The organism is Ruegeria sp. AF3 (assembly GCF_056536285.1).
Genome location: NZ_JBQFJM010000001.1, coordinates 2,307,836 through 2,324,665, shown reverse-complemented (window position 1 = coordinate 2,324,665; position 16,830 = coordinate 2,307,836). Strand labels below are relative to the sequence as shown.

Here is a 16,830-nt window from a genome sequence, read left to right as displayed (position 1 = left end):
TTGCTATCGTTGACTGACGGTTAAGCTAGGGCTTCGGTCGGCAAGAGGCAATGGCAGAGCCTTCACGACCCTGCCATTACCGGTTTTTTGCTTACATGTTCGGATAGTTTGGTCCGTCGCCACCCTGCGGCGTGGTCCAGGTGATATTCTGGCTTGGATCCTTGATGTCGCAGGTTTTGCAGTGAACGCAGTTCTGGAAGTTGATGACGAATCGCGGACCGTTGTCATCCTCGACCATTTCGTACACGCCTGCCGGGCAATAGCGCTGCGCCGGTTCGTCGAACTTGGGCAGGTTGACCTTGACCGGGATATCCGGGTCCGTCAGGCGCAGGTGGCAGGGCTGGCTTTCCTCGTGATTGGTTGCCGCAAAGGACACGTTGGTCAGACGGTCAAAGGACAGCGTCCCATCGGGCTTGGGATAATCGATCGGCTTGTGCTTGCTGGCTTCCTCAGTCGACTGGGCATCGTTCTTGCCGTGTCCCAGCGTACCAAAGAACGAAAAGCCCAATGTGTTGGTCCACATGTCCAGGCCACCCAGCACCAGCGAGGGGATCATGCCCCACTTGGACCACATCGGCTTGACGTTGCGCACCTTCTTCAGGTCCTTGCCAATCGCGCCATTGCGAACATCGGCCTCGTAAGCGGTCAGCTCATCGCCCGAACGGTCAGCCTTGATCGCGTCATAGGCGGCCTCGGCGGCAGCCTTGCCCGATAGCATCGCATTGTGGTTGCCCTTGATGCGCGGCACGTTGACCATGCCCGCGGAACAGCCCAGCAGCGCCACGCCCGGCGCCACCAGCTTGGGCATCGACTGAAGGCCGCCTTCGGTGATCGCACGGGCACCGTAAGCCACGCGCTTGCCGCCTTTCAGCAGCTCGGCCACCATCGGGTGATGCTTGAAGCGCTGGAAATCCATGTAGGGGTACAGGTGCGGGTTCTTGTAGTTCAGGTGAACCACAAAGCCGACATAGACCTGATTGTTTTCAAGATGATAGATGAACGACCCGCCGCCTGCGTTGCCGCCCAGAGGCCAGCCCATTGTGTGCGTGACCGTACCTTCCTTGTGCTTTGCCGGATCGATCTCCCAGATCTCTTTCATGCCGACGCCGTATTTCTGCGGCTCTTTGCCGGCAGACAGGTCATACTTGGCGATGACTTCCTTGGACAGTGAGCCGCGCACACCTTCCGACAGGAAGACGTATTTGCCGTGCAGTTCCATACCCGGCTCGGTATTGGGGCCATAAGAGCCGTCCGCTTCCAGACCAAAGACACCGGCCACCACGCCTTTGACTTCACCGTTATCGCCGTAAACCAGTTCGGAACATGCCATGCCGGGGAAGATTTCTACGCCCAGCTCCTCGGCCTGCTCGGCCATCCAGCGGCAGACATTGCCCATCGACACGATATAGTTGCCATGGTTGTTCATCAGCGGCGGCATCGGGAAGTTGGGGATTCGGATTTTGCCTGCCTCACCCAACATGTAGAAATTGTCTTCATGCACCGGCACGTTCAGCGGAGCACCTTTTGCCTTCCAATCCGGGATCAAAGCGTCCAGCCCGCAGGGATCGAGAACTGCGCCAGACAGGATATGAGCGCCCACTTCTGAGCCTTTTTCCAACACGACAACATTCAGATCCGCGTCCAACTGTTTCAGTCGAATGGCCGCCGACAGGCCCGCAGGACCTGCGCCTACGATCACCACGTCATATTCCATTGCTTCGCGTTCAATCTCGGCCATCGCGGGCTCCCTAGCTTACTTTCCGAATTGGCGCTGTCACTGTAGGATCTGCGCAATTTTGTTTCACGGCTGATTACATGGTCAGAAAGACTTTGGTCAATCGAAACACGGCGTAACAAGGGCGCTATTCGACACATCAGTCCTCTGGTGCATCACCCATCAGGTATCTGGGGCCGCTACCATGGGATTTTGCCCTGTCATCGGGGTTATAAAGCTTGCATTTCGGCAAGCTGAGGCATCCGCATCCGATGCAGCCGTCCAGATTGTCGCGCAATCGCATCAGGGTATCGATTCGCTGGTCCAGATGAGTGCGCAACCGCACGCTTATGGCTTTCCAATCCTGCGGTGTCGGTGTTCGCTTTCCCGGCAAGCCCGACAAGACCTCGCGGATTTCAGGTAAAGTCAGGCCGAACTGCTGCGCGATCATGACAAAGCTCAGCCGCCGGATATCTGCCCGCTGGTAACGTCGCTGCCCACCCGCATTGCGCCAGGGCGCAATCAAACCCTGTGCTTCGTAATACCGTATCGCTGAAACGGCCAACCCCGTACGTCGGGCCAATACCCCGATTGCCAACCCTTCTGAAACAGCCATGTCACCCTCGAAGAAATACCTTGACCTAAAGTTAGGTTTAGAAATTACGGTGAGTCGAAACAAGCCAAAAAGGAGATCCCATGATGGCAACGCTTGAGCATACCAATTTCACTGTCAGCGACCCACAGGCCTCAGCCGCCTGGATGCAGCAGGTCTTTGGCTGGAAAACACGGTGGGAAGGGCCCGCAAACTCAGGCGGATATACAGTGCATGTCGGATCGGCCCACACCTATCTTGCGCTTTACAAACCCGATGCGCCGAAACCATTGGTCGAAAGCAGCTACGATGTTGTCGGCGGGCTGAACCATGTTGGTGTTCTGGTCGAAGATATCGACGCAACCGAGGCCAAGGTGCGCAAGGCCGGGTTCGAACCCCATAATCATGCCGATTACGAACCGGGGCGTCGGTTCTATTTCAGGGATGACAACGGCATCGAGTTTGAAGTGGTTCAATATGATTGAGATGCTGTGGCTCTGCACGCCTTCGAGGCGATGGTGCAAGGGCGGGCAACCGGACCATCGCCACAGGCCACACCCGAAACAATCCAGACGGCACGATGTTGCGAATTGATCGCTGCACCTGCTGACACCTCTTGCAATTCACGTGGTATTTGGGTCAGGTAATCGTCAACCTAGGACTCGCCCCGACGCTTCTGTGCGGCGGGGCGAGTCAGTTTATGCGTGGACGTAGAGAGTATGGAAAAGATCCCTATGACGCCTGCGGGCAATGCCGCACTCGCAGCTGAGCTGAAGAACCTCAAATCCGTCGAACGCCCTGCGATCATCGAAGCCATCGCATCGGCGCGAGAACTTGGCGACCTGAAAGAAAACGCCGAATATCATTCAGCCCGCGAAAAGCAGGGGTTTATCGAAGGTCGCATCAAGGAACTGGAAGGTATCCTGTCGCTGGCGGATGTAATTGACCCTGCAAAACTGTCCGGCGCGATCAAGTTTGGCGCAAAGGTTACATTGGTTGACGAGGATACCGACGAAGAAAAGACGTGGCAGATCGTCGGTGAATATGAAGCCAATATCGAAGCTGGCCTTTTGAATATCAAATCCCCCATCGCCCGCGCCCTGATCGGCAAGGACGAAGGTGACAGTGTCGAGGTGCGCACCCCTGGCGGCGTGCGCTCTTATGAAATTCTGAGTATCAAGTACGCCTGACCGGAGCGCATGTAATGTCGGGGCCCAAACCTGACCCGGAAACTGAAAGACCGACTTCGCTGGGCATCTATGACCGCCCAAAGGCGCCGTCTGTCACCGAGATTGAGATTGCCGCACTGGTGCTCAGCCTGATTTGGCTGGTGGTGTCGGTTGTTTTTCTGGTGTTGCCAGATAAGGCGCAGAGCGGTGGTTTTGTTGTCACCTTTCTGGCCGTTTTCATGCCTGTGGCGATGATCTGGGTCGCGGCCACTGCCATGCGTGCCAGCCGCGTGATGCGCGAGGAAAGCGCGCGGCTGCAAACTGCGATTGATGCGATCCGCCAGGCTTATGTGGCGCAGCAGCAGCGCGCATCCAGCACCTACGAACCTACGGTAGCAAAGAAACTGGATGAGATCGCAGCCGCGACGCGAAAAACCGAAAGCACGCTGGCAACATTTTCGACCAAGCGCACAACGCCCCCTTACGCCCCTGCAAAACCACTCGTTGCGGGTGCTCAAACCTCGCTTGAACTGGGCACATCTGCGGAAGAAATTGCGCCACCGCTGAGCACCGATATCTTTATCCGCGCCTTGAACTTCCCGGAAACTCAGAATGACACCGAAGGGTTCAACGCCCTGCGCGTGGCGCTGAAAGACCGCAAGACGGCGCAGATCGTGCAAGCCTCGCAGGATGTTCTTACACTGCTCAGCCAGGAAGGCATCTACATGGACGACCTGCGTCCTGACATGGCCCGGCCCGAAATCTGGCGTCAGTTCGCGCAGGGCGCGCGGGGTCGCGCTGTCGCCTCGCTGGGGGGTGTACGCGACCGGTCCTCGCTGGCGCTGACAGCTGCGCGGATGAAACAGGATCCCATTTTTCGCGACGCCGCCCACCATTTTCTTCGCCGCTTCGACAAGATGATGGCCGAGTTCGAGCCCACCGCAAGCGATGCAGAACTGAGCGCGTTGGGTGAGACCCGCACCGCGCGGGCGTTCATGTTGCTGGGGCGCGTAGCCGGGACGTTTGATTAATCAGGCAAAACGATCCAAGACATCTTGGTCGCGCTGCTGAAACCAAACACATAACTTAAAGGCCCAGTTTTTTCTTCACCCACAGCCCGAAATCCTTCGCGCTCATATAAAGCGCGGGCGCGGGGGTTTGTGTCGATAACGTCAAGCTGAACCACTGACATGTTTTGTTTCCGCGCTTCACACTTAACGGCACCCAGCAAGGCAGTACCAACCCCTTTGCCACGCGAGCCCGCGGCCACAAATATGCCATCCATCTGAAACACGCCTGGTTTCAGTTCGCGCTCCAAAATGCTGAGGATGAGGGCGCGCCAAATGGCCCCAAGCCAGCCATAGACCTTTGCTAGGTCTGACATTCCGCCTCCGGCCAATGCACCATCGCGTGTCTTGAAACCTGCAAGCCCCAAAATCCGGTCTTCCTTGTCCCGTGCAACAAGCGCGAAATCCGGGTTCAACGAAGTTTCGAAAAAAGCCAGCCCCTTTTCATCCGGACCCATGACTTTGTTCATTTTCGCCGAAAATGCCTGCCAGAACAGGGTCGCCACCAGTGGGCGTTCCGCATCAGAAAAACCGCGTGAGACCGTTATTTTCACAACCCAAAACTGCCATACGGGATAAACCGAACCATATCACCGGGTTGGATATGCCGGGCACCATCTTCTATTTCGACCAGCCCTTCGGCCCAGCTGAGCCCGCTGATCCGGCCCGACCCTTCTGACTTGAAGACTTCAACCCGGCCTTCCCGTATGCGCGCGCGCAGGTATTCGCGGCGGCCCGGTTTCTTGCGTTTTTCAAAGGCAGCGGGCACTTCGAACCCTTGCGGCTCGATCCAGCCTTCGCCAGACATCAGGCCCAGCGCCGGTCGCGCAAAGATCAAGGTGCAGACCAAGGCGGCAACGGGATTGCCGGGCAGTCCAAAGACTGGGGTTCCGGACCACAACCCCAAAGCCAGAGGGCGACCGGGTTTCAAGGCGATCCGCCAGTGTTGCATCGCCCCCGCCTGGCGCAGCAAGGCAGATACGTGGTCTTCGTCACCAGCAGATGCGCCACCACTCGTCAGTATCACATCTGCCTGTTCCGCAGCCTGATCCAGCCGTTCCCGCAGGGCGTCCCGATCATCTGAAACACGCCCCATATCCACAGGTACAAACCCCAGCCTTTCGACCAGAGACAACAGCATCGGGCGGTTGGCGTCGAATATCTGACCCGGTCCGGCGCGTTCTCCGGCGTCGACCAGTTCATCACCGGTCGATACCACGGCGACACGCAGCGGCTTGCGCACATTCACCTCGGCAATGCCCAAAGCGGTGAGCAGCGCAAGATCAGCCGGTGTCAATCGGCGTCCTTTAGGCAGGGCCAGATCGCCTGCGGCCACATCCTCGCCCGCTTGCCTGGTATTTGCCCCCTTTTTCAGCGGACCATGGAACGCGATATGCCCGTCTTTAACTGTGACATCTTCTTCCAGAATAACCGTATCCACCCCGTCAGGCAGCGCCGCACCCGTCAGAACGCGCAATGCCTGGCCCACGGGAACGTCACCTTCAAACGGGATACCGGCTGCTGCGCGCCCATCGACCAGCGGCAGGATCTGTGGCCCATCTGAAACCGGACCAGCGAACCCGAACCCATCCACGGCTGTATTCGGTTGCGGCGGGTTGGAACGTTGGGCTGTAACATCTTCTGCCAGAATGCGCCCACTCGCCTTATTCAGCGCGACCGTGTCAACCGAGGTAATCGGATGCAACCTGTCGCGCAAATAGGCCAAGGCGTCATCAACCGGCGTCCACTCCACACCCGCTGGCAGCGCAAAACAATCGTTGCGCAACGGTGGCGGGGCTATGTTCGGCTTGTTCTGTGTAACACCCAATATCCAGCCTTCCTCTGCCGCAGAAACATCTAATTGCGCATTCAACTCCTGCTCTGTCAAACGCGACAGAGTCAAGGCAACCTGTTCGACTTGCCAAGCATCCTTGATCCGCCCATCTGGTTGCGCTCCCAAGGTGAGCGACGGCCAGATCTCCACAAAGGCGACGGGTTTATCCAACGGCTCGAACGGCCAGACCGCGACTTGTCCGGCAAAGCGATGGCGGAGCCTGCTTAGGACTGGAAGCCCCATCATCACCTGCCCACCGACCGCGCCTGCACCCGCCATCTGCCAGCAGGTGAAACTGCCTTTTGCCGAGGCTTCAACCGCACGACGGTCGGAAAACGGATTGGAATAGCCCGTCTTGGTTCGCGGCAAACCATCAATTTCGCGCCCAAGGCCATTCATCCAAAATGGGCCTCTTCCTCCGAATTGTCGATTGATCCGGCCTGCCAAGTCGAAACGATTGTTCGTTTTCGGACCGTCCTCGACATGCTGTTCGAACCAATTCCACAAGACCAAGGGGTCATCCGTTCCGGTCATCGCGCGGGCAAAACCCTTCGGGTATCCAAAAGGGAAGTCAAACCCCAGAAATAGGCGTCGGCCTGCTTTCAGTTCGGTGTGGATCAGGGCATCCAGCCACGCCTCGGCAAGCGCCCGGTTGCGTAGGTATTCAGGTCCCTGTGCCCGCCCTTCACACGCAATACAGACCCAGATCGCGTCTTTGCGCGGTGTTGGTCCGGTGTCATTTCCACCAGACCAGTCCACCATGGCAAAGGTCTGGAACAGGGTCACAAACCGACCTCATCCAATATGAAGTCCGCGATCCTGACAGTATCTTTCAAGTCGAAAACCGGGCAATCCAGTTCCAGCGCCGTGTCGCTGGCAACGGCTCGAACGGTATCGTTTTCAATCGCGATCAAAGGGTTTCCCGCCTCGGCGCGAAACGCTTCGATCTTTGGGTGGCCTTCCCGCTTGAAGCCTTCGACCAGCACCAGATCAACCGGGGAAAGCCGCGCCAGCAATTCGGCCAAAGTTGGCTCGGGCGCACCGCGCAGCTCTTGCATCAAGGCGACGCGCTGCCCCGACGCAAGCAACACCTCGCTGGCACCAGCAACGCGGTGGCGATGACTGTCCGTGCCCGGCTGGTCCACATCGACGCCGTGATGCGCATGTTTGACAGTTGAGACGGTAAAACCCCGCCCCGTGATCTCGGTCACCAGCCGTTCCATCAGCCCGGTTTTGCCTGCGTTTTTCCAGCCAGTGACACCGTAGACTCTCATACCTGCTCCAACAGTGTCCGGGCGCGGTCCAAATCGTCAGGTGTATTGACGTTGAAGAACGGATCAAACGGGTCAGCCTGGAACATAGCCTCGCGTCCGTCATGTTTATCAGTCCACAGCACGACCTTGCGCAACCCGTCCGTCAGAGCCGCCCGCAGATCATCGCGTAGAGCCACAGGCCAGAGCCCAAATGTCGGGTGCCGGTTAACCCGCCTGCCCCCTCCGGATTTCAGCGCTTCGTCGCCCGTTCGCGGAGTAGTGGCCAAGACCAGAGGATGCACCTGCCCCTCTGCCGCCTCTTGCAGGCGCGCCACCAAATCACGCGGGAAGAACGGTGTATCTGCGGCAGCCGTTACGATACTGTCGGCCCCCTGATCTGCCGCCCAGTCGAGCCCCGCCAGAACACCGGCCAAAGGGCCAGCGAAGCCTTCAATCGTGTCAGGCAGAACGGGTAGCGTCAAATCGCTGAAACGCTTGGGGTCACCATTTGCGTTCAGGGCCAAACCATCGACTTGAGGAGACAGCCGATCAACCACATGGGACAGCAGGCTCCGCCCGCCAATCTGCAATAAACCTTTGTCACCACCACCCATCCGGGTGGCCTGCCCGCCTGCGAGGATGACGCCGAGAGGTTTTCTGTTTTCATCACTCATTGGCTACTCTTCCGCCGGTGTTTCCTGTCTTCGGCCACAACCGCCGACGGGTCCACATCGCGAACCAACCGTTCCTCACCGGAAAGACAAACAAAGCGCTGTCCGCGCATCCGGCCGATCAGCGTAAGGCCGACCTCACGCGCGATCTCGACACCCCAGGCGGTAAAGCCGGAACGGGACGCCAACACAGGAATACCCATCATCGCCGTTTTGATCACCATCTCGGATGTCAGGCGACCGGTGGTATAGAGGATCTTGTCCTCCGCCGTCGCCCCCTCGGAAAGCATCCAGCCTGCGATCTTGTCGACGGCATTATGGCGACCCACGTCTTCCATATAAACCAGCGGACGGTTTTCGCGGCACAATACAGTCCCATGAATTGCCCCGGCCTCAAGATAAAGCGACGGGGTGCGATTGATCTTGGCCGCCAGTTCGTAAAGCCACGAGGTACGCACCTGCACTTGCGGCAGCTGAACGCCCTCAAGACCCTCCATCATGTCCCCGAACACCGTTCCCACAGCGCAGCCACTGGTGCGCGTCTTTTTCTTCAGCTTGTCCTCGTACGAAGTCGCGCGTGCGGTGCGGACAACAACGGTTTCAAGATCATCATCGTAATCGACACGGGTAATCTCATCATCGGCCAGCAACATGCCCTGATTTCGCAGGAAACCCAGCGCCAGATATTCGGGATAGTCGCCAATCGTCATCGCCGTCACAATTTCCTGCGCGTTGAGGAAGATCGTCAGTGGGCGCTCTTCAACCACTGAAATCTGACTGACCTCGCCATTCTGGTCCACCCCCTCGACGGCACGGGTCAAGCGGGCCGCGCCCGGATCAGGAGCGATTACATAGTCTGACACGTCGGTTTCGGTGACCAATTGCAACCCCTCCACAAGACCGATACTGCTGCTGGCGTCACCATAGGATTTAGCCATGGCCTCTGCCACATCCAAGTCTTACTTCTGGAAAGGTTTTCGCGAAGGCACGCCGTTTGTCTTCGTGGCTGTGCCTTTTGGCCTGTTGTTTGGTGTCTTCGCGACAGAAGCCGGGCTGAATATCGTGCAGACCATTGCCTTCTCCGTCACCGTTTTTGCAGGCGCGGCGCAGTTCACAGCTCTGCAACTTCTGCAGGATGAAACGCCTACAATCATCGTTTTGATTTCGGCGCTGGCAGTGAACCTGCGGGTTGCGATGTATTCCGCATCGCTGACGCCGTTCTTGGGTGCCGCCCCCTTGTGGCAAAGAGCATGTGCGGCTTACCTGATCGTGGATCAGTCTTACGCCTGTTCAATCGTGCAGTTCGAAAAAGAGCCTGATCTAACGATCCCCCAGCGAATGGCCTATTTCCTGGGTTCGGTCACTCCGATCACACCGCTGTGGGTTCTGGGAACCTGTCTGGGTGCCGTGCTGGGCGCTCAGATCCCAGAGAGTTGGGCGCTGGACTTTGCCCTGCCGATCACCTTTCTGGCGATGATCGGACCAATGATGCGTACGCTGGCCCATGTCATCGCCGCCCTGGTCGCCATTGTCGTTGCCCTGCTGACCGTGAGTGTGCCGTTCAATCTGGGCCTGCTGATCGCAGGCGCGGCAGGGATGATGGCCGGCGCGCAGGCGGAATTGATGCTAAAGCGGAACACGCCATGAACCAGATCGATCAGACAACAATATGGATCATCATCGTGGGTCTTGCGGTGGGCAGCTATGCTTTGCGCTTTACCTTCATCGGTCTCGTCGGTGATCGCCCAATGCCGCCCTGGTTGTTACGTCACCTTCGATATACAGCCGTGGCCATCCTGCCCGCACTGATCGCGCCGCTGGTGGTTTGGCCTGCGGCCACCGAAGGACAACCGGATATACCCCGTATGTCGGCCGCAGCGGTTGCATTGTCTGTGGGCATTCTAACCAAGAACGTGCTGGCGGCCATTTTTACCGGGGCGGCAACACTTTACACATTGCTGTATCTAGTTGGATGAAGCCGCGTCCAGCTGGTTCAGGCGCGCATTGTTGAACGCCAGTCCCTTTTGCAGGTCCGCGTCGTCGTTTTCACGGTATTCCGCCGTTTGAACACCTTGCAACGCTCCAAACTGATCCGACAGTTTGACCGGATAGAATGTAGTCGTGATCTGTTCGAACCCCGGAACCTGCTGCAACAGTTGCGAAGTAGAGTTCGCACAGAAAGCACCAGCCACCGGGCCCATCTGCTTGGCCAGTTGCAATGCAATTTCGGCCTGTTGCGGGGTGACCTCGATCGTCTGGATGCGCGCATAATGTGTTTCGCGGGCGTGGCTGCTGCGATACGCACGTTCGACATTCGGAGTGATTCCGTACAGCACGTCGTTCCTGATCGGTACAACATCCGCCCGGAACGATCCTGCCGGGTCGAAAATAACCCGCTCACTGCCACTGATCATCAGCGACGTATGCGCACCCGAACCAGTCCGGGTGCTGATCATCGTGTACAAGGTCAGGGTCGATGGCCCCGGATCGCGATAGGAGCGGGACGTAATTTCAGTCTGATCCGCTTGCGGGCGCTGTGATGCAGCGCAACCAGCCAACGTTGCGGCCACAAGGCACGCAGTCAATATCCTGAGCAAAGCCGCCCCCGAGTTGCTTACGAGGCGAAAACTGCCAGGAACAGGCACAACAAGGCGATTGCAACCACACACCAGGTGGTGGCTTTGATGAAACCGTTGAAAGTTTTGGTTTGAACATCGATGTTCATTTCGCCGTGCTTGTATTCAGCCATGAGTCTCAGAATCCCAATTCGCGTGTTTGACTTGTTGGATAATGGAAAACAAAACGCCTGTCACCACGTCATTCGCGCGCAGGGCGCGCTTACTTGAGGACCGAGCATCCGGGATAACCGAACCCCCATCGCCAGGGCAGGCCGCTGCACGGCCCGCCACCGAAACGAACCGCCCCATACATGGCATCCGCGGTGATCGCGTGAATGGTGCGGATCTGGTCAGGTTCCATATCATAGCGATCCGCGTATTCGTCGGCATACAGATCTCCATGCGCCGCAACACAGGCATGCAGGGCATCATCCGCCGCCAAACGCGCGTCATAGCTTTCCTCGGCCGAATCCGCGCCGTCGGCATTGTGATATGCCCGGTCGTGGATCACACAACAGTTTTCCCAAGGCGGATGTTCTTCAAAAAGCTCGCCAACCTGCGGGAACTGCTTTGCCACCCAGCGCCAGCTTGCAGACAATCCACCCGAACACCCGTCTGTTTCGAATGGTTGCAGCTCGGCGCTTTCGCTCTGGTCCATCAAGGCGCGATGGGCAGGCATTTCGAACCGGCGCATCAAGTCCTGTGCCAAGGCGGCGTGCGGAATAACGAGCAACAGCAGCGAAAGATTAAGGGCTTTCATCGCGCATCGCCTTGGTGTCGACCTGCAATCCGAAAGTCGTGGCCAACCACAACATCAGCCGCTCTGCTGGTCCCATTTCGGCACGCACGCGCAGAACCTCATTGGCCATGGCCGGGCGGTCGGTGATCAGACCATCAACACCCATAGACGCCATTTTGGACATTTGCAGCGGATCGTTCACGGTCCAGACATAGATATCCTTACCGGCATCGTGAACCTTTCGGATCAGGCCCGGCGTTGCCATCCCAGCATTGATGGCGACAAACTCGCCCTCCAACCCCGACAGATCACCAATGGCTGTGGCAGCCAATACACCCGAACGCCAGTCCGGGCGCAGTTTCTTCATCTTTTGGACGGCCGGATATTTCAACGACATGGTGGCGACCTCGTCCTGCATCTCCAACTCTTCCACCAGATTGATCACCCGGTTTTCCAGATCAATATCATGGCCATAGTATTTCAGTTCGATAAGAACCCTGGACTTGCCTTTGGCCGCCTCCAGCACATCACGCAGAGTTGGCGTTCGTTCCGAGGCGTATTCCGGATCAAACCAGCTGCCGATGTCGATATCTGCCACATCCGCCATCGTTGCATCCCAGACCTTCAGGTTAACACCCGCCAGCTTCATGAAATCGCTGTCATGGGCCACGATGATCACATCATCCGCAGATTCCTGAACGTCGATTTCAACCCAATCCGCGCCGTCCTCGATGGCTTTCAGAACCGAGGCCATCGTGTTTTCCGGCCGCAAGGCCGCTGCACCCCGGTGGCCAATGACCTCGGCATGATCCGGGGCCTGCACACGTTCCAGCAGACTTTGACCTGACCAAAGGCCAATAACCAACGCGGCAAGGGATGCGCCCACTGTCACAAATACAGGCGCCCGAATTTTCCGGGGTTCTGGGTGGGCGATCTTTTTTGCATCAATATCGAAAAACCCGTCCAACAAGACGGCCAACGCGCCCAGCGCCGTTGCCGCCAGAACCAGCCCCGCCAATGACCACAGCCCTGCGACGACAAAACTGAAGGTCAGGGCCAGCTTGAGGTTGCTGCCGTCCTGCACGGGTACGAAAGTAAACAAAAGGCTGGCCACTGCGGCAATCAAAGCGGCGATGACAAGGCGCATCCCCAGCCAAAGGGCAAGTTCGATCTTCAACCGCCCGCGCCTGCCTTCCATCTTCTGCGCACTTTGGGCAAACGCCGTTCGGGGCGCAGTTCGTTCGAAAAGGACCAAATGCAGGGCCAGCGCCCAGGCGGACAGGCGACGGATCAAAAGCCACGCCAGTACAAGAACAACCACTCCGATCAGAAGAACCGCCACCTTGAAGGCGGGGGGGCGGAAGGTCAGGTAATAGTTGATGTCATATTCAGTCAGCGTCCACCAAGCGATCAGGCCAGCGACAGCCACGAATGGCAGGGCAAGCAACAGGACACGCAGGATGAAACGCACGGCAAATCCGAACAACGCCGGGAAACGGGACAGGATCAACGCGAGCGCCGCACTGCCAGCGCGCCAGGGATCTTGTTCGCCCATACGCAGCGACCCGGCCATGACCGAGAACACAAAGACCTCGGCCAGCAGAAACAGGCTCAGAACTACAACAGACGAGATAAACCCGACCGGAGACAGCAGGAACATGGCAATGTCCTGATCCGTCAAGGCCGTCTGGTCAGACAGAGAGACTGCCAGATTGACCGTCAGTGCCACCCCTGGCGCAATCAGCGCAACAAGCAGTAATCGCACAGCGATATAAATTGGCACAAAAACCCGACGCCGGGCCCAAGCCCCCGCGTAGGCATGTGTTACGGCATGGAAATATCTGTTCACGCGGTCGCCTCCGAACTGATACATTCATTCAAAGGCGCGCAAACGTGAATTGCAAGTCAGCTGTCTTTCAGGTCCGCAGCCAGGCGGAACCCGATGCGGTTGGCTGGCTTGTCTTCAACCGATTTGGGAAGCGCACGCAACATCACGTTCAACTGGCTGACATGTTGCACCAGTTGCGTGCGGGCTCCGGTCCCGTCGGACCCGTAAAAGGTTATCATGTCGGGGTCGAAATAACCCATCCCCTCGATCCGCATCACGCCTGCATCGCCGCCAGTGAAACCCATGGCGACCTCATGATCGCCGTCCAATGTCTGTTCGAAATTCTGGATATACAGGATTAGCCGCTCGTAGGCCCATTGTGCGGGGCTTTTGCTGGCCACCGGTTTTTTCAGCGTCTCTGGCAGTTTTTTGGTTCCGGATTCGGCTTTCGGATCGGCGTGCACCTCGTAACATCTTGGCAACGCTGCGGCTTCTGCGGCCTCGGCCGAGGTTTCGATCTGGTCCTGCATTCGTCTACCCTTTGCGCTGATACAGCCATGCCCCATCCGCGCGTTGCGTCCGGGTTACTGCACCAATGTGGTAGAGGTGATTTACATGTGCAACCGCCTCAACCAGCGCAAGGCCATACTCACCCTCTTGGATTGTACGTTTGAACAGCGGCATAAAGCAGTCAGCGGCAGATTTGGGCTGATCCAGATGATCCAGCAACCGTTCCAGCGCGCCATGGTGGTTGTCAATCAACTGCTTCATGCGCAACGGCAGACCGGTGAAGGGCAATTTGTGCCCGCCTAAAACCAGATGATCGGGACGGGCGAGTACCTGAAGCCTCTCACAGGCCTCCATCCATCCTGACACCGGATCTGCCATGGGTTCGGTCGCATAGACACCCAGATTGGGACTGATTGAACTGAGGATCTGATCACCGCTGAGTACCAGATTGTCATCGCGGCTCCAGAAGGTGGCGTGTTCCGGCGCATGGCCATTGCCCATATGAACGTCCCAGTCACGTCCACCCATACGGATCACGTCACCCTGCTTGATCCCGGTAAAACCCAGCGGCATGGGATAGACCGTGTCGGCAAAATTAAAGGGCCGGTCCGCCATCCGTTTGTTCAGAACTTCGGATGCCATCCCCGCGCTGCGATAGAATTCCAGCGTTTCTTGCGGCCAGGTTTCCTGCACATCCAGCGTCAGCATCCGCGCAAACAGCCACGAGGTGCGGCTTGTCACCAGCTCGGCGCCGTGTTCCGTCTGAAACCATCCGGCATTGCCAACATGGTCGGGATGATGGTGAGTCACCACCACCCTCCTGATCGGCTTGCCTGCAAGTGGCCCGGCCATCAACGCTTCCAAGATGCGCCGCGTCTTGTTCGAGGACAGCCCCGTATCGATCACGGTCCAGCTGTCGCCATCGTCCAGAGCGTAGATGTTTACATGGTCCAGCGCCATCGGCAGGGGCAGGCGCATCCAGAGAACACCTTGGGCAATCTCGGTGGCTGCGCCCTGCGCGGGCGGTTCAGCCCACGGATATCTGATCCCCAAGACGTGATCCCCATCCATCAGGCTGCAAACTCGTCCGTGCTCAGCGCGAAAAGGTCATCCGCCCCGTTCTGCGCCCGCGCCAAAAGGCCCGAATGTTCGGGCAACAGGGCGTTGATATAATATCGCGCCAGTTTCGCCCGCGGTCCCTCTGGGTCGGCAAGGGCTGCGGTCAGGTGATAATGCCCGCCCAGCACCCGGGCAAAAGCCTGCAAATAAGCAACTGCGCCTGCAAAGCGGTTATTCAAATCGTCCTGTGCGACCAGCCACTCTGTCGCCTCGCGCAGTGTTTCGGTGGCTTCCCAGACCGGACCCGCCAGATCAGGCAGCATTGCACGGGCGCGTTCGGCCTGGTCTTCGATCTCATCCAGCAAGTTCGAAGCAGCCTCGCCCCCGTCCATCATCTTCCGCGCAACAAGGTCCATCGCCTGAATACCGTTGGTGCCCTCGTAGATCGCGGTGACACGCGCATCGCGATAGAACTGTGCCGCGCCGGTTTCCTCAATATATCCCATGCCACCATGCACCTGGACCCCGGTTTCAGCCACACGCATCCCGGTCTGAGTACCAAACGCCTTGCTGATCGGCGTCAACAGCGCGGCCCGCGCAGCCCAATCGGCGTCACCAGTGGCCTCTGCCATATCGATCGCGACCGCATTAGCCAACAGGATCGCGCGCGCGGCATAAACATCAGCACGCATATCCAAAAGCATGCGGCGCACATCCGCATGATCGATGATCGTCCCGGACGGCGTTTTGCCTTGTTTCCGTTCCAGGGCATAGGCCAACGCGTGCTGGTATGCACCTTCGGCCACGCCCACGCCCTGTCCGCCAACACCAAGACGCGCATTGTTCATCATGGTAAACATGGCAGCCATACCGCCATGTTCGGCACCCACCAGCCAGCCTTTGGCTCTGTCATATTGCATCACGCAGGTGGGCGATCCGTGCAAACCCATCTTGTGTTCCAGCGAAACCACTTTTAGATCATTGGCCGCGCCCGGGTCACCATTTGCGTCAGGCAGGAATTTAGGGACAAGGAACAATGAAATCCCTTTGGTGCCGGGCACTCCATCGGGAAGGCGAGCCAGTACCAGATGGCAGACATTCTCGGTAAAATCGGTATCGCCCCACGAGATGAATATCTTTTGACCGGTGATCGAATATGTCCCGTCACCGTTCGGCTCAGCCTTCGCAGACAGCGCGCCAACATCCGATCCGGCCTGAGCTTCGGTCAGGTTCATGGTGCCCGACCATTCCCCCGTCATCATCTTAGGCAGATACAGCGCTTTCAATTCGTCGCTGGCGTGATGCTCCAACGCCTCAATCTGGCCCTGAGACATAAGCGGCGCAAGTTGAAGCGACAGGCAAGCAGCACTCATCATCTCGTTGACCGCCGTGGTGATGGTCATAGGCAGCCCCATCCCCCCGTATTCAGGATTGCCACTGATCCCGATCCAGCCACCTTCGGCAATTGCCTTCCAACCGTCTGCATATCCCGGAGAAGTTCGCAGCACGCCATTTTCAAGTCGTGCAGGTTCCAGATCACCGGGGCGCTGTAGAGGGGCCATCACCTCTTCGCACATTTTTCCAGCTTCGGTCAGGATCGCACTGACCACATCCCCGCTGGCATCAGCAAATTTATCCGTCGCAGCGACCTGGTCGAACCCGACCACATGGTCCAGCAGGAACTGGTAATCTGAAATTGGGGTGCGATAGGGCATGATCACTCTCGAAGGCTAACAATTCAGAACATATCGGCAGGCTTGGAATTGTGGGCAAGCG

At 57.9% G+C, this 16,830-nt stretch carries 19 protein-coding genes; 5 read left to right on the top strand and 14 right to left on the bottom strand.

Annotated elements, in window-relative coordinates; translation table 11 throughout:
* Positions 1–91: 91 nt before the first annotated feature.
* A complete protein-coding gene (locus ACR3FC_RS11715; protein WP_480475027.1) occupies positions 92–1,738 on the bottom strand; it encodes an electron transfer flavoprotein-ubiquinone oxidoreductase in 1,647 nt (548 codons plus the stop codon).
* Between the two features lie 136 nt (positions 1,739–1,874).
* A complete protein-coding gene (soxR, locus tag ACR3FC_RS11710) occupies positions 1,875–2,330 on the bottom strand; it encodes a redox-sensitive transcriptional activator SoxR (RefSeq protein ID WP_480475025.1) in 456 nt (151 codons plus the stop codon).
* A gap of 80 nt (positions 2,331–2,410) precedes the next feature.
* Here soxR and ACR3FC_RS11705 point away from each other — a divergent pair, with 80 nt between their 5' ends.
* The 3 genes from ACR3FC_RS11705 (at position 2,411) to ACR3FC_RS11695 (ending at position 4,506) form a co-directional block, all read left to right on the top strand.
* Positions 2,411–2,791 (top strand): VOC family protein, encoded by a 381-nt coding sequence (locus tag ACR3FC_RS11705; RefSeq protein WP_480475023.1) that lies wholly within the window; start codon positions 2,411–2,413, stop codon positions 2,789–2,791.
* 234 nt (positions 2,792–3,025) lie between these two features.
* Positions 3,026–3,496 carry a transcription elongation factor GreA gene (gene greA / locus ACR3FC_RS11700; protein ID WP_209506599.1) on the top strand — a complete coding sequence of 157 codons (471 nt, stop codon included), beginning with the start codon at positions 3,026–3,028 and terminating at the stop codon, positions 3,494–3,496.
* Positions 3,497–3,510: 14 nt separating this feature from the next.
* Entirely contained in the window at positions 3,511–4,506 is a 996-nt protein-coding gene (locus ACR3FC_RS11695; RefSeq protein WP_480475021.1) for a hypothetical protein, read from the top strand.
* On the opposite strand, the gene ACR3FC_RS11690 is transcribed toward ACR3FC_RS11695, so the two are convergent.
* The 5 genes from ACR3FC_RS11690 to ACR3FC_RS11670 all read right to left on the bottom strand — a co-directional run bounded on the left by ACR3FC_RS11690 (position 4,503) and on the right by ACR3FC_RS11670 (position 9,238).
* Complete coding sequence (locus ACR3FC_RS11690; RefSeq protein ID WP_480475019.1) at positions 4,503–5,012, bottom strand: GNAT family N-acetyltransferase; 510 nt, start codon at positions 5,010–5,012, stop codon at positions 4,503–4,505. The two genes, ACR3FC_RS11695 and ACR3FC_RS11690, sit on opposite strands and share 4 nt — an antisense overlap.
* Before the next feature lie 80 nt (positions 5,013–5,092).
* Positions 5,093–7,162, bottom strand: coding sequence for a molybdenum cofactor synthesis domain-containing protein (locus tag ACR3FC_RS11685; protein WP_480475017.1), 2,070 nt, complete (start codon positions 7,160–7,162; stop codon positions 5,093–5,095).
* On the bottom strand, positions 7,159–7,650 hold the full coding sequence (gene mobB, locus ACR3FC_RS11680; RefSeq protein ID WP_480475015.1) for a molybdopterin-guanine dinucleotide biosynthesis protein B: 492 nt from the start codon (positions 7,648–7,650) through the stop codon (positions 7,159–7,161). The genes ACR3FC_RS11685 and mobB overlap by 4 nt, the downstream gene beginning before the upstream one ends.
* Positions 7,647–8,303: a molybdenum cofactor guanylyltransferase MobA gene (gene mobA, locus ACR3FC_RS11675; RefSeq protein WP_480475013.1), complete on the bottom strand. Its 657-nt coding sequence runs from the start codon at positions 8,301–8,303 to the stop codon at positions 7,647–7,649. Before mobA ends, mobB begins: the two co-directional genes overlap by 4 nt.
* Complete coding sequence (locus ACR3FC_RS11670) at positions 8,300–9,238, bottom strand: formate dehydrogenase accessory sulfurtransferase FdhD (protein WP_480475011.1); 939 nt, start codon at positions 9,236–9,238, stop codon at positions 8,300–8,302. Before ACR3FC_RS11670 ends, mobA begins: the two co-directional genes overlap by 4 nt.
* Between ACR3FC_RS11670 and ACR3FC_RS11665 the strand changes: the two genes are divergently transcribed.
* Both ACR3FC_RS11665 and ACR3FC_RS11660 read left to right on the top strand, forming a co-directional pair.
* Positions 9,237–9,947, top strand: a complete 711-nt coding sequence (locus tag ACR3FC_RS11665; protein ID WP_480475009.1) for an AzlC family ABC transporter permease — start codon at positions 9,237–9,239, stop codon at positions 9,945–9,947. The genes ACR3FC_RS11670 and ACR3FC_RS11665 overlap by 2 nt on opposite strands.
* A complete protein-coding gene (locus ACR3FC_RS11660; protein ID WP_209506607.1) occupies positions 9,944–10,276 on the top strand; it encodes an AzlD domain-containing protein in 333 nt (110 codons plus the stop codon). The genes ACR3FC_RS11665 and ACR3FC_RS11660 overlap by 4 nt, the downstream gene beginning before the upstream one ends.
* Here ACR3FC_RS11660 and ACR3FC_RS11655 read toward each other — a convergent pair.
* From ACR3FC_RS11655 to ACR3FC_RS11625, 7 genes are all read right to left on the bottom strand, one after another.
* Positions 10,265–10,897 (bottom strand): hypothetical protein, encoded by a 633-nt coding sequence (locus ACR3FC_RS11655; protein WP_480475007.1) that lies wholly within the window; start codon positions 10,895–10,897, stop codon positions 10,265–10,267. The two genes, ACR3FC_RS11660 and ACR3FC_RS11655, sit on opposite strands and share 12 nt — an antisense overlap.
* A 17-nt stretch (positions 10,898–10,914) precedes the next feature.
* Positions 10,915–11,049 (bottom strand): aa3-type cytochrome c oxidase subunit IV, encoded by a 135-nt coding sequence (locus ACR3FC_RS11650; RefSeq protein ID WP_267364539.1) that lies wholly within the window; start codon positions 11,047–11,049, stop codon positions 10,915–10,917.
* 89 nt (positions 11,050–11,138) lie between these two features.
* Positions 11,139–11,678, bottom strand: a complete 540-nt coding sequence (locus tag ACR3FC_RS11645; protein WP_480475005.1) for a hypothetical protein — start codon at positions 11,676–11,678, stop codon at positions 11,139–11,141.
* Complete coding sequence (locus ACR3FC_RS11640) at positions 11,665–13,530, bottom strand: glycerophosphodiester phosphodiesterase (RefSeq protein WP_480475003.1); 1,866 nt, start codon at positions 13,528–13,530, stop codon at positions 11,665–11,667. The genes ACR3FC_RS11645 and ACR3FC_RS11640 overlap by 14 nt, the downstream gene beginning before the upstream one ends.
* Before the next feature lie 32 nt (positions 13,531–13,562).
* On the bottom strand, positions 13,563–14,015 hold the full coding sequence (locus tag ACR3FC_RS11635) for a DUF6173 family protein (protein ID WP_480475001.1): 453 nt from the start codon (positions 14,013–14,015) through the stop codon (positions 13,563–13,565).
* Positions 14,016–14,019: 4 nt separating this feature from the next.
* On the bottom strand, positions 14,020–15,066 hold the full coding sequence (locus ACR3FC_RS11630) for an MBL fold metallo-hydrolase (protein ID WP_480474999.1): 1,047 nt from the start codon (positions 15,064–15,066) through the stop codon (positions 14,020–14,022).
* Positions 15,066–16,769 (bottom strand): acyl-CoA dehydrogenase, encoded by a 1,704-nt coding sequence (locus ACR3FC_RS11625; protein WP_480474997.1) that lies wholly within the window; start codon positions 16,767–16,769, stop codon positions 15,066–15,068. The genes ACR3FC_RS11630 and ACR3FC_RS11625 overlap by 1 nt, the downstream gene beginning before the upstream one ends.
* Positions 16,770–16,830 lie beyond the last annotated feature (61 nt).